The sequence below is a fragment of the Rhizobium beringeri genome (assembly GCF_004306515.1).
Lineage (GTDB): Bacteria > Pseudomonadota > Alphaproteobacteria > Rhizobiales > Rhizobiaceae > Rhizobium > Rhizobium beringeri.
This window is the reverse complement of the sequence record NZ_SILG01000004.1, coordinates 382,236-395,296: the sequence shown is the minus strand read 5'-3', so window position 1 is coordinate 395,296 and position 13,061 is coordinate 382,236. Positions and strand designations below refer to the sequence as shown.

The following is a 13,061-nucleotide window of genomic DNA, read 5'->3' as shown; positions in this document are numbered from 1 at the left end:
CTAGATCGATTTCTGAGCGCGGGCGTCCGCGGACGCCCGCCGTGTAGCGGGAGCACGCTGTCGTTCAATCAAACGCACGTTGATTGGCGGCACTCTCGTTGTAACGCGCGCGCGCCTGCTCGAGCCGCTCCGGTCCGCCGACCTGCGGGACGGCAACGTCCCACCAATGGCCGCCTGCGTCGGTTCCGGGAACCGCATCGGTGTCGATCACCAGAACGCTCGGAATGTTCCGTTCCCGCGCGGCGACAATGCGTGCCTCAAGCTCGGCGATGGACCCTACCTTTTCGGCATGGGCGCCCATCGAGGCGGCATGCGCGACAAAGTCGATCTCGGGCTGCACATCGACATTGCAGTCCTTGTACATGTTGTTGAACTCAGCGCCGCCGCATTCGATCTGGAGACGGTTGATGCAGCCGTAACCGCGGTTGTCGGTCAACACCACGGTGAACGGCACCCGCCGCATGACGGCGGTTGCGAGTTCCGAATTGGCCATCATGTAGGAGCCGTCGCCGACGAAGCAGATGACGTCCTTGTCGGGGCGCGCGAGCTTGATGCCCATGGCGCCCGCCACTTCGTAACCCATGCAGGAGAAACCATATTCCATGTGGTATCCGCCCTTGGCAGATTGCCACAGCACCTGCAATGCGCCCGGCATGGTGCCGGCCGCGCACATGACCACGGACTTTTCCGTCGCCACCCGCTGCACGGCCCCGATGACTTGCGCATCGGTGGGCAGGTTTCCAGGCCCGTCCGTTTCCGGCGCCGCCGTCACACGCTCGACCGTTTTGTGCCAATCGGTCCTGCTCCCGGCATCGACGCCGGCCCCGCGATACGCCTCGAGCGCCGCGGACAGGCGCGCCAGCGTGACCCTGGCATCGCCGACACAGGGCAATGCCGAATGCTTGGTCGCGTCGTATCCGGCAAGGTTGATCGAAGCGAGCCGGCGCGAGGGATTACGGAAAAGCGCCCAACTGCCTGTCGTGAAATCCTGGAAGCGCGTGCCGATGCCGATCACGAGGTCCGCCTCGGCGCAAAGCGCATTGGCCGACGCCGAGCCGGTCACACCAGGCGATCCGAAATTCAGCGGGTGCTCCCAGCTGTTGGCGCCCTTCCCGGCTTGTGTTTCGACAAATGGGATATGATGCTTCTCCGCGAATGCGGCGAGCTCGGCCTCGGCCTCACAGTAGATGATGCCGCCGCCGGAAATGATCACTGGCCTGCGCGCAGCCCGGATGGCATCGGCGAGATCTGCGACCTCCCGCGGATCCGGTTCGGGACGACGGATGCGCCACACCTTCGGTTCGAAAAAGGCTTCCGGGTAGTCATAGAATTCTGCTTGCACATCCTGGCAGAATGCCAGCGTGACAGGGCCGCAATGACCGGGATCGGTCATGACGGACAGGGCGCGCGGCAAGCAAGTCAGGAGATGCTCGGGACGGGCGATCCGATCGAAATAGGCGGAGACCGGCCGGAAGCAGTCATTGGCGCTGACGGTTCCGTCGTTCATATCCTCGATCTGCTGCAACACCGGCTCGGGGCGGCGATTGGCGAACACGTCGCCGGGTATGAAAAGCACGGGCAATCTGTTGACATGGGCAAGCGCGCAAGCCGTGACCATATTGGTGGCACCCGGGCCTATCGAGGATGTCACGGCCTGGGCGCGCCGGCGCTTCAGCGTCTTCGCATAGGCGATCGCCGCATGCGCCATGGTCTGTTCGTTCTGGCCGCGCCATGTGGGAAGGGCGTCGCCAATCCCATGCAGCGCCTCTCCGATGCCGGCGACGTTGCCGTGACCGAAGATCGCCCAGACGCCTTCGATGAAGCGTTCTCCATCCTCGGTCATCTGGACCGAGAGCCATTTCATCATGGCCTGCGCGGCTGTCAGTCGTATCGTGCTCATTCTGCTGCCTCCTGCACGCGCGCCCGCGCGCCGTCCCAGACCGTGCAAAGCCGGGAATATCGTTTCGCCATCTCGTCGACGGCCTCTTCGTCACTGATCGAGCCCTCGAACCAGCCGCGGGCGACGGAGCCGAAGATTGTCCGGCCGACGGCAAATCCCTTGACGAGCGGGAAGCTCGCGGCAACTTCGAAGCTCGCCTTCAACACGTCCTCCGGCGCATCCAGGCCGAGAACCACGATCCCTCTTGTATGACGATCGTTTTCCTCGATGGCGGCACAGACCTGCGCCCAAGCTTCGGGCTCGTCCATCGGTTCCAGCTTCCACCAGTCGGGATAAATGCCTTCGGCATAGAAGCGGCGGATCAGTGTCGCGGTTGTGTCCGTGGAGATGCTTGCGACCTTTGAGGGGATGACCTCGAGCAGGAATTCCAGCCTGTTGCGCCGCGAGGCCACGTAAAGTCGCCGCACTTCCGCCAGCTGCCGGGCCCAGGTCGCGTCGTCGTCATCGGGGTGGCAGAAGCAGAGCACCTTGACGACGTTCTCGCGCGCCCATTCTGAAAGCCCCCCGCAATCGAGACCAAGCGACGGCTCTAGGGTCAAAGGCCGAGACCCCGGCCATTCGCAGGGTCTGCCGATCCAAAGGCCGGTCCCGGACGCGGCGTGGAGTGCGCGTCGGCCGATCCGATCGTCGCAGAGGATTCCGTAGCCGGAACGCCCGTTCTGCACCTTGAGTGCCGCTTCAAGGCAAAGCTCCTTGAAGGCGCTGCCCTTCGACGGCGTGTAGCCCGCCATGCTTTCGAGCTGCATCCGGTGATCGAAGGCGAAGACTCGCATCTCAGACCAGTCGCCATGCCGGTTGGTCGACCAATGCATCTGCTCCAGCTCGGGATCATTGCGCAGATCCGGGCGCGCCATGCCGCGCTCGAGGAAGAAATTCAGCTCCTGAAGTGACGGATAGGCCGGCGTGCAGCCGTGACGAGAGACGGCAAAAGCGCCGCAGGCATTGGCGTATCTGAGCGCGGTCGGCCAATCTTCGCCGTCAAGCCAGCCTTTCAGCAGCCCGGCGAAAAAGCCGTCTCCGGCACCGAGAACGTTAAAGACTTCGACTGGGAAACCCTGGCCCGAAATGCCCTCGTCCAGATTGTCCGGTATCGCATCTTCGAATGCGACCGCTCCCTTGGCGCCGCGTTTGCAGACGAGCGTCGCCGCAGTCACGGCGCGCACGGCCCGCAGTGCCTCCACGGTATCGGTCGTCCCGCCGGCGATGTGGAATTCTTCCTCTGTCCCGACAATCAAATCGAACAGATGAAGCGTCGTCTGGAGCTTTTCGGTTACCTGCCCGCTTGCCACATAGCGGCTTTCCCCTTCGCCATGGCCGGCCACTCCCCAAAGGTTTGGACGATAGTCGATGTCGAGAGCCGTCTTGGCCCCATGCTTGCGGGCAAAGCCGAGCGCCTTGAGCACGGCCGCTTCCGTGCGCGGATGGGAGAGGTGCGTTCCCGTCACCAGCACCGAACGGGCGCTGGAAACGAAAGCTTCGTCGATATCTTTCTCGCAAAGCGCCATGTCGGCACAGTTTTCCCGGTAGAATATCAGCGGGAAACGTTCCTCGTCCCGGATTCCGAGAATGACGAGTGCCGTCAGCCGCTCGGGATCCGTCACGACGCCCCTGCCATCGACGCCATGCCGGGCAAGCTCCTCGCGAATGAACCGGCCCATATGCTCATTGCCCACCCGGGAAATCAGTGCCGACTTGAGACCCAGTCGCGCCGTGCCGCAAGCAATGTTGGTCGGACTGCCGCCGATATATTTTTCGAAGGATCCCATATCCTCCAGCCGTCCTCCGACCTGTGCCCCATAGAGGTCGACGCCGGCTCGCCCGATCGTGATCACGTCCAATGTCTTGGTCATGTCGGTTTCCTCGCAATAGTATTGAATTCGGTCACGGTGATCGGGTTGGGCATCGTCGGCCTCTTCAGAAGAAACTGCGAATGCAAGGGAGCGCGGGCGAACGATCGCCCGCGCCTGTCCATCAGCGGCTGATTGTTGCCTGCAGCGCATCGATGGAGGACTGGATGCCCGCCTCGGTCGACATGGTGAAGTCTTCCATCTCGAGGCTGACCCAATCGTTGTAGCCGACCATGCGCACCACGGAGAAGAACTCCTTCCACCATTGCAGGTCATGGCCGGCGCCGACGGCGACATAGTTCCAGGTGCGGTTGGCGACGTCGGTTACGTCCTTGAGCTCCAGCAAGCCGTTGATGTCGGCGAGGCCCCGTTCGATGCGGGTATCCTTGCCATGGCAATGATGGATAGCATTGCCCAGAGCACGGGCGGAGGCGATCGGGTCGGCGCCCATCCACATCAGATGCGACGGGTCAAGGTTCATGCCGACTTTCGGACCGACTTCGTTGCGTAGGCGGAAGAGGGTCTCGGGGTTCCATACGAGCATGGCCGAGAAGTTTTCCAGCGCATATTTTTCGACGCCGACTTCATCGGCAAGCTTGACCAGGCCGTGCCAGAGCGGGAAGGCCCGGTCTTCCCACTGATATCGGTCGCGCTCAGGCATCTCATTCGGCCAGCTCTTGGTGTAGACGAGCCAGTTCGGCACCGTGTCGCCGGGGGCGGCTTCTGGCAGGCCGGACATGGTGACGATCTTCTTCACGCCGATTTCGCCGGCGAGCCGGATGGTGTCTTCCATTTCCTTGCGGTGGCGCTTGCCCATGTCACCCGGATCAAGCGGGTTTGCCGAGCAATTCAGCGCGGCGATTTCCAGGCCGCGAGCTTCGATTTCCTTCAGCTTGGTCTTGAGCAGGCCCCTGTCGGCCAGCAGCTCGTCCGCACGGAAGTGCGGCCCGCGCGACCAGCCGCCGCCAGTCATCTCGATACCCTCGACACCAAGTTTGACGCATTTGTCGAGCATATCAGTGAAGGAAAGGTCGCCCATCACGTCGGTGCAGATCGAAAGTTTCATGTCATTGTCTTTCTAAAAGAGAGTGTCGGGGACGCGCCTGGGAGGGAGGATGGAGGAGATCCGACGCGCCCCCTGATCGATCACTTGAACTCGACCCAGGCCGAACCTGCGTCTGCCGAGCGGACGCAGTTTTCCAGCCAGCGCACACCTTCGGTGCCGGCTTCGATGCCGGGATAATGATGGCCCTTGAGGAAGGCATCGTCGCCGCGGCGTTTTGCGTCGATCGCCTGGGCGATCCAGAGGTAGATGTTCGCCCAGCTGTCGCCCAGGCCTTCGGTGTGCAGCGCGCCCATGCGATCGTAGGCGAGGCTTTCTTCTTCGAGGTAGGGCATGCCGTGATGCAAAGTGCGGTGCGGTTCACCCTGCACTTCGTAAATCAACTGGTCGGGGTGGGAATCGGACCATTCGACTGAGGCCTTGGAGCCGACGAAACGGTAGCGCTGCGAACCCATATTCCCGGCATCCACCGAGGACACCCAAAGACGGCCGCGGGCGCCGTTGTCGTAATGCATGAGAACGGTCGCGTGGTCTTCGAGCGGTGCACGGGTCGGAATGAAGGCCTTGCGGTCGCAGAGCAGCTTTTCGATCTTCATATGCGGCAATACCACTTCCGAGAGATAGTAGAGGTGCGTGCCGATATCGCCCAGAACGAAGGTCGGGCCAGCCGTCTTGGGATTGGTGCGCCATTTCACGGCTTCGCCGGCGCCCACATCGTCGCCCGCGTTGAAGCCGTGGGAATATTGCATGTCGACGATGCGGATATCGCCGAGCATGCCCTTCTTGACCATCGCCGCCATCTGATGAACCAGCGGATGGCCGGTGAAACCGTAGGTGACGCCGACGATCAGGCCCTTCTCTTTCGCCAGCTTGGCGACCTCGTCACATTCGGCGACGGTGAAGAACAGCGGCTTTTCGCAGATCACGTGAAGACCGGCTTCCAGGCACGCCTTGGTGATCTCGTAATGGGTGAAGTTCGGCGTGGCGATCGAGACGACCTCGACACCGTCCTCACGCCCGGCCTCCTTGGCGATCAGCTCCTTATAGTCGCCATAGCATCTGTCCGCAGCGACGCCGATCTTCGTGCCGAAGTCGCGTCCACGCTCGGCGTCGAGATCGAAGGCTCCGCAGATGAGCCGGTAGGTGCCGTCCCGCTGGGCGCCGGTCCGATGCTTATAGCCCACCTGCCCGGTGCGGCCGCCGCCGACCATACCCCAGCGCAGGGGGCGCTCGATGGATCTTTCTCCGTTGATCATCTTCTGTCCTTCCAGGAATGATGTCTGTGATGTTTAAACGTTCTGGGCAGAACCCTAGTCGCGGTCGCTCGCGCCAATCGCCTGGCTGCATCACGAACCGCTAGAGGGGCATCGCGCGTTATTTCGCGGTCCAGTATTTGTCGACGAAGCGCTGCATTTCGGCGCGCATGAACTTGCCAGAGTGGTCGGCCTTGTCCTCCCAGGCGAAGACGCATGCGGTCATGATGCCGTCGAACCCGATCTCAGCCAGCGTGCTGAAGAAATCTTCCCAGGGAACCTCGCCCTGGCCGATGTTCAGGTGCTGATGCACCCTGGCCTGCGTGCCCGGAGGGTTGAGGATGTAGCGGAGCCCCGAGGAGGCCTTGTGGTTGAAGGTGTCGCCGACATGCACATGGGCGAGCACGTCCTTTGCTTCCCGGAGCATCGCCTTGGTGTCATCGCCAAAATAGAAGGTATGCGGCGCGCAATAGAGGAACTTGACGTTCTTCGAGTTGACCGTCCTTATGATATCGAGCGCCGGCTGCAGGGTTTCGCACCAATCCTCGGGATGCGGTTCGACGTGAAGATTGATGCCTTCCTTTTCAAAGATCGGCACCAATTCTTCCATCGAACGCCACCAGGCGTCTTCGCAGGCCTCGATCATGGAACCGGTATGGCAGCAGTAGCACGAACCCTTGTCCGGGTGGGGGCCGCGACCGAATTCCGAGTTCATCGTGTCGACGCCGAGTTCGACACTGATCTCGATGGCACGCTTCCAGTGCTTGACGGCAGCTTGCCGCTCATTTTCATCGTTCGAGGCCCACCGGTACATCGGCAGGATCGAGGCAATGCCGACATTGGCATCGGAGAGCGCTTTCTTGAATGCCTTGGCGCGGGCCGGAAACACGCGCGGCGCCTTGAACCATTCAAGAAAATCGGCCCTCGGGCTGAGCTCCATCCACTCGTATCCGAGTTCAGCCACTTTCGAGGGCAATTCTTCGAGTGAGAGGTGGCGATGCATAAAGGGGTCGATTGCAATCTTCATGGCTGTTACCCGTTCGATGATTGTGCTTGGCCATCCCGCCGGGGTAGGCGAGCTCTTTAGAGTTTCTGGAGTTCATCCGTTTCGACGGTCGGTCAGACCGGTGGGGGATGTCCGCTATGCGCCGTCGAGTACGCTTCGATTTCGGCTTCGAGTTCGGCCATGGCCTCGCCTCCTGCCATCAGGTCGGTAATCTCTTCGCGCGTCTTTTCGCCCTTGCGGAAATCGGCCGCCTTCGCACCCTTGATGAGCACCGCGAAGTGGTCTCCCACCGTCATGGCGTGAATGACGTTGTGAGTGATGAAAATGACGGCGAGGCCGCGACGGCGCGCTTCCAGGACGATACGCAGCACATGCGCCGCCTCCTTGACGCCGAGAGCGGCGGTCGGCTCGTCGAGGATCAGCACCCGGGCGCCGAAGTGGACGGCTCGGGCGATTGCCAGGGATTGCCGCTCCCCGCCCGACAGACCGCCGATCAGGCGATCGCCATCGTCGATGCGGGTGATGCCGAACTCGCGCACGGCCTTGACCGCGATTTCATTGGCGGCTTTGCGGTCGTAGATTTTAAACGGGCCGAAGCCCCTGGTCAGTTCCCGCCCGACGAAGAACGAACGGCCGATGCTCATCAGCGGAAAGGTGCCGCCGAATTGATGAACCGTTGCGATGCCGAGGTCTGCGGCTTCGCGCGGATTCTGGAAGACGATCGGCCGACCTTCGAACTTCACCGCGCCGCTCGTCGGCTTGTAGACACCGGCAAAGGTCTTGATCAGGGTGGACTTTCCCGCACCGTTGTCACCCAGCAGGCAAAGTACTTCACCGGGATGAACGCTCAATGTGATGTCGTAGAGCACATCGATCGGGCCGAAGGACTTGTTGACGTTTTCAAGTTCAAGAATTGGGCCAGCCATGTCTCAGCTCCTCACTTCTTCTTCTTCTTGGGTGAATAGGTCAGTGCCATCTGGCGGAACGTATTGTTCATGAGGACGGCCACGAGCAGCATCACGCCGATGATCAGGCTCGACCAATTGCGGTCGAAGGTCGTGAAATAGATGCCTTGGTTGACGACGGCGAAGGTGATCGTGCCGAAGAAGATCCCGATCACCGACCCGAACCCTCCGGTCAGCAGCACACCTCCAACGACGACCGAGATGATCGAGTTGAAGATGAATGTCATTCCGCCCGAAACCTGCGCGGAATTGAACAGGATGGCCTGACACATGCCGACGAAGGACGCGCTCATCGCCGAGAGGACGAAGAGGACCATCGTCAGACGGGTCGTCGGAATGCCGGCGTTGCGGGCACTGACCTTGTCTCCACCCATCGCGAAAATCCAGTTCCCGTAAGGCGAGAAGTGAATGAAGAAGATGAAGATCGCAGTGATCGCTACCCACCACAGAATGATCACCTGAAACGATCCGGCCAGGAATTGCCCGAAAAGGAACTTTGCCCAGGGGTCGGCCGTCAGCGCCACGCTCGTGGTGCCGGTTACGAGAACCGAGGTGCCAAGCATCAGGCCCTGTACAGCAAAGAGGGTACCGAGCGTTACGATCAGCGAAGGCACGGCCGTGTGCACGACGAGGTAGCCGTTGACCAGCCCGACGATGAGGCCGAAGGCAAGCGCACCGAGCATTCCGACCCATATGGGAAGATCGTAGTAGCCCGAGAGGACCGCAACCGTCATGGAGCCGGCGGGGATCATCGCGCCAATCGAAATGTCGAGATCGCCTGCGATCATCAAAAGACCGATGGGAAGAGCGATAATGCCGAGATTGGCGGCGACGTTGAGCCAGCTTGCGGCGCCGGCGGGCTCCAGGAACTTGGTGCTGCCGAACACGACGAAGAACAGGAGGACGCCGACAAGTCCGAGGAACGCACCCGCCTCGGGACGGCGCAACAGGTTGCCGAATGAAAGATTGTTCATATGCCTACCCCAGTTTGGGCGTGAATCTCCAGGCGCGCGGACGCGGTGGTCCGTACGCTCGATAAACTTCGACCCGCGGATATCCCGCGGGCCGGAGCCCGTTTCGAACGATCAGCGAGCGCCTTCCTTGACGCCGGCCAGGGTGGCGTCGATGTTCGACTCATCGACGATGCCCGGGCCGGTCAGCACCGGTGCGGTCGGCAGGTTGGTGCCGTAGTCGATATGCGCGGCGAGAAGCGAAACCCCCAGCAGCGACTGCAGGTAAGGCTGCTGGTCGATCGCAAAGGTCTGCGAACCGTCCTTGATGCGGGCAAGTCCCGAGGCATTTAGGTCGAAGGTGCCATGCGCGACCTTGCCGACTTTGTTCGCCTGAGCGATCCCGCTTGCAGCCGCATCAGCGTCGGAAGCCCCAACATTGAGGACGCCGTCGATGGTGTCGTCCTGGAGCAGTGTCGCCTTGACGGCCTCGGCGATTGCCGTCTGATCGCCGAAGCTGGTCGCCGGCAACGGCAACTGCTTGCCAGTGCCGCCCTTTCCGGTGATGCCGTCGATGACACCCTTGCAACGGGCCTCCTGGTTTGCCGCACCCGGGAGCGTATTGACGCAAATGACATTTTTCGCACCCTTGGACGCGAAATATTCGCCGCCTGCCTTGCCGGCCGTGTATTCATCCGAGCCGACATAGTTGATCGCGCCAAGCTCGCGCGCTTTGTCGATGTTGCCGGCATTCATGAGGATGACTTTGATGCCCGCAGCGACGGCAGCCTTGATGGCCTCGTCTTCCGCCTCGGGCACCCAGTCGGGCACCACGATACCGGTCACGCCCTGGCTGATGGCCGTGCGGACGAGCTGGGCGGCGTCAGGCCCGAGATTGTCGTAGGTCTGCAGCTGCAGATAGCTGACGGAGCCGCCATTCTTCTCGACGACGAGCCGGGCGTCATCGACGCCCTTCTTGATACGGCTCCAGAATTCGTCGTCGGTCTTGCCGCCGACGACAGCAATATTCGCGGCCATGACAGAAGAAGCGCTAAGAACGAAAACAGCGCCAGCCAGCAGCCCGCGTACGGCGCGCATTGAAAAACTCATGTGATTTCCTCCCAAAAAGGCGGTCGAGAGTAACAATTCCTCAAAGCAAGGCTCCCAACTCGCTGGAATATTTGTATCAACTGATCGCCGAAAATGGAATGTCTATTGCGTTTTGATGAAATTAATGTATCATTTCATTTCATCCAAAAATGGAATGAAATATATCATGAAGAGACCGACCATTGCCGATCTTGCCCAGGCTTCCGGCGTCAGCATCGCCACGGTCAACCGCATCCTCGGAGGTACCGGCGCAGTGCGTGCGGAAACGATCGAGAGAGTGCAAAATGCCGCGGAAGAGATTGGATTTTATGGCCGCGGCGTGATCGAGGACCGCAGGCAGCGGCTCCTGCCGAATTATCGTTTCGGCTTTCTTCTCCAGCAGTCGAGCCGTGAGCTCTACCGGCTGTTCGGCTCCAAGATCACGGAGGCGGCCGCGAGACGCCAGCACGAGAAAGTCGTGGCTGTGGTCGATTTCGTCGATGTCCTCGAGCCACAAAATATTGCAGATCGTCTCGAAGCGCTTGGCAAACGTTGTGATGCAGTTGCTGTCATTGCTGGCGACCACCCGTTAATCGGGCAGACCATCCAATCCCTCAAGGAGAGGGGAAAGCCGGTTGTCGCCTATATAACCGATCAGTCCGCCCGGGATCGCGCCGGCTTCGTCGGCACCGACAATTGGAAACTCGGGCGAACCGCCGCATGGTTTCTGGCTCAGACCACGCCGATGCCCGGCCGGATCGCCGTGTTCATCGGCAATCATCGTTATCAATGCCAGGATGTCTCCGATGCGAGCTTTCGATCCTATATGCGCGAGCACGCGCCTCATCTTCAGGTGGATGACAGCAGACCGACACATGAAGAGCCACAGGAAGCCTACCGGATCGTCAGCCAGCTGCTTTCCGAACTCGATGACCTCAGAGGTATCTTCATCGTTGGAGGGGGAATTTCCGGTGTGCTGCGCGCTCTTCGTGAAGCCCCTGTGGAAAAGCGGGCTAAGGTCAGGGTCGTCTGCCGCGACATCGGCCCGGAAACGCGCAAGGGCCTGACGGAGGGCCTGATCATGGCGGCATTGTGCCATCCGCTGGATCAGATATCGGACGAATTGATCGCCACGATGATCGCCGCGCTGGAACACCGCGACAGCACAACCATCCTTCAGCGCGTGGTTCCCTTCGAAACGATTACGCCCGAAAGCGTTTGAACCGCCCGGTTTGCATAAGGCGGCTGGCCGAAAAGGCCAGCCGCCTTATAAAGTGGCAGGGCTGATAGCTATTGCGGTGTCGCGTCAGATGTCGACGACGAGGCCCTTGGCTTTCAACACCGGTTCGAGATTGCTGACCTCGATGACCGATTTGCCCTGCTTATATGCCGCGATATAGCCGGCCTCGGCATCTTCGCGGGCCTGTGACAGCCTGGCGACTTCCTGCGCTTCCTGGCGGCGCACGATCACCAGGCCGTCGGCATCGCCGGCGATGATGTCGCCGGGATGAATGATTTCGCCGCCGACGATGATCGTGTCGTTCACCGCCGCGATGGTTTCCTTCACCGTTCCCTTGATGCAGACGCTGAGCGAGAAGACCGGAAAGCCAAGCTCCCTCAGCTGAAGCGTGTCGCGCACGCCGGTGTCGGTCACGAGACCGCCGATGCCCTTTGCCAGGCACGCATTGGCAAGCACATCGCCGAAGGATCCGGCCTCTTCGTACTCTCCTGCCGATACGACGATGATATCGCCCGGCTTTGCGTAGTTGATGGCAAGCTGCAGCATGATGTTGTCACGCGGCGCGCATTTCACCGTAAAGGCCGGACCGCAGAGTTTCATGCGGTAGTCGACGGGCTTGAGACGGGAGGAAAGAGCTCCGCGGCGCCCTTGGGCCTCGTGGATCGTCGCGGGCGAAAATTTGGAAACGGCGTCAATATCGGCTTTGCTTGGCCGATCGGCGATGTCTTTAATATGGATCATGGATGCCTCCCACTTTTAGCCGACGGCGGGCATGTCCCGCCGTCTGATTTCGTTTGGATATCGTCATTGGAAGACGCTGAGGTCTTAAGGGATCGGGTCGAACTTCAGCTCCGAGAGCGATACGACCTTGTCGGTGCGCGTCATTTTATACTCGGTATCCGGACCGAGCCACTTGTCCCAGATCTTGTTGATCTCGCCCGATGTGTCGAGCTTGCGAAGAATCTCGTTGATCTTGGCGGTCAGCGCCGGCTGATCCTTGGCCATGCCGATGCCGATCGGCTGATACAGCATCGGCTCCTCGATCATCCGCATTTCCTTGCCCTTGCTCTTCGATTCATTGACGAACTTGGTCGTCGTCATGGTGTTGGCCACCATGCCGCGCGCCTTGCCCTGCTGGACGGCGAGATAGGCCGAGGCAGTATCCTGGAAGGTCAGCGGGTCGGATTTGTTGAGCTTGATCGACATCTCGGAGGTCGACCCCTTGGTCGAAGCGATGCGCTGGCCCGCATAATCGGCCTTCTTCTTGCCGGCATCGTCCGCCGGCACGATCAGCATTTCCTTGGCGAGGTAATAGGGGTCGCTGAACTGGATCTGCTCAGCACGGCTCAGAGTATAGGCAAGGTTGGCAACGGTGATATCGACGCGGCCGAGCTTGACCTCGGGCACGCGCGCCTCGACCGAAACCGGCTTGATTTCAGCCTTGACGCCCAATTCCTTGGCGATGGCGCCGCAAAGATCGACGTCGAAACCGGCCATTTCGCGGGTCTTCGGATCGGGTGAGGCGAAGGGAGGAACGTCGGCGAACGTCGCGCAGCGCAGGGTTTTCGCTGAGATGATGTTGTCGAGCTGATCGGCTTTTGCGGGCACGGCGGCCGCCACGCCGGCAAATGCGACGGTGAGGGTTAGGCATTTCCAGTTCATTGCTGTTCTCCTTTGTTTTTGGTGGT

General features: G+C 60.8%; 11 protein-coding genes. 1 reads left to right on the top strand and 10 read right to left on the bottom strand.

The window, feature by feature from the left end:
- Positions 1-64 precede the first annotated feature (64 nt).
- The 8 genes from iolD to ELH03_RS31410 all read right to left on the bottom strand — a co-directional run bounded on the left by iolD (position 65) and on the right by ELH03_RS31410 (position 10,154).
- Positions 65-1,900 (bottom strand): 3D-(3,5/4)-trihydroxycyclohexane-1,2-dione acylhydrolase (decyclizing), encoded by a 1,836-nt coding sequence (iolD, locus tag ELH03_RS31445; protein ID WP_130767324.1) that lies wholly within the window; start codon positions 1,898-1,900, stop codon positions 65-67.
- Positions 1,897-3,810, bottom strand: a complete 1,914-nt coding sequence (locus ELH03_RS31440; RefSeq protein ID WP_130767323.1) for a bifunctional 5-dehydro-2-deoxygluconokinase/5-dehydro-2-deoxyphosphogluconate aldolase — start codon at positions 3,808-3,810, stop codon at positions 1,897-1,899. The genes iolD and ELH03_RS31440 overlap by 4 nt, the downstream gene beginning before the upstream one ends.
- A 121-nt stretch (positions 3,811-3,931) precedes the next feature.
- Positions 3,932-4,873 carry a sugar phosphate isomerase/epimerase family protein gene (locus tag ELH03_RS31435; RefSeq protein WP_128409609.1) on the bottom strand — a complete coding sequence of 314 codons (942 nt, stop codon included), beginning with the start codon at positions 4,871-4,873 and terminating at the stop codon, positions 3,932-3,934.
- 80 nt (positions 4,874-4,953) lie between these two features.
- Entirely contained in the window at positions 4,954-6,126 is a 1,173-nt protein-coding gene (locus tag ELH03_RS31430; RefSeq protein WP_128409608.1) for a Gfo/Idh/MocA family protein, read from the bottom strand.
- A gap of 118 nt (positions 6,127-6,244) precedes the next feature.
- Positions 6,245-7,150 (bottom strand): sugar phosphate isomerase/epimerase family protein, encoded by a 906-nt coding sequence (locus ELH03_RS31425; protein WP_128402937.1) that lies wholly within the window; start codon positions 7,148-7,150, stop codon positions 6,245-6,247.
- 92 nt (positions 7,151-7,242) lie between these two features.
- On the bottom strand, positions 7,243-8,055 hold the full coding sequence (locus ELH03_RS31420) for an ATP-binding cassette domain-containing protein (RefSeq protein ID WP_128409607.1): 813 nt from the start codon (positions 8,053-8,055) through the stop codon (positions 7,243-7,245).
- Between the two features lie 11 nt (positions 8,056-8,066).
- Complete coding sequence (locus ELH03_RS31415) at positions 8,067-9,068, bottom strand: ABC transporter permease (protein ID WP_128402935.1); 1,002 nt, start codon at positions 9,066-9,068, stop codon at positions 8,067-8,069.
- Between the two features lie 111 nt (positions 9,069-9,179).
- A complete protein-coding gene (locus ELH03_RS31410) occupies positions 9,180-10,154 on the bottom strand; it encodes a substrate-binding domain-containing protein (protein ID WP_128409606.1) in 975 nt (324 codons plus the stop codon).
- Positions 10,155-10,317: 163 nt separating this feature from the next.
- Here ELH03_RS31410 and ELH03_RS31405 point away from each other — a divergent pair, with 163 nt between their 5' ends.
- On the top strand, positions 10,318-11,355 hold the full coding sequence (locus ELH03_RS31405) for a LacI family DNA-binding transcriptional regulator (protein ID WP_128402954.1): 1,038 nt from the start codon (positions 10,318-10,320) through the stop codon (positions 11,353-11,355).
- Between the two features lie 84 nt (positions 11,356-11,439).
- On the opposite strand, the gene ELH03_RS31400 is transcribed toward ELH03_RS31405, so the two are convergent.
- Both ELH03_RS31400 and ELH03_RS31395 read right to left on the bottom strand, forming a co-directional pair.
- Complete coding sequence (locus tag ELH03_RS31400; protein WP_128402933.1) at positions 11,440-12,114, bottom strand: 4-carboxy-4-hydroxy-2-oxoadipate aldolase/oxaloacetate decarboxylase; 675 nt, start codon at positions 12,112-12,114, stop codon at positions 11,440-11,442.
- Positions 12,115-12,198: 84 nt separating this feature from the next.
- Positions 12,199-13,035 carry an ABC transporter substrate-binding protein gene (locus tag ELH03_RS31395; RefSeq protein ID WP_128402932.1) on the bottom strand — a complete coding sequence of 279 codons (837 nt, stop codon included), beginning with the start codon at positions 13,033-13,035 and terminating at the stop codon, positions 12,199-12,201.
- Between the last annotated feature and the right edge of the window lie 26 nt (positions 13,036-13,061).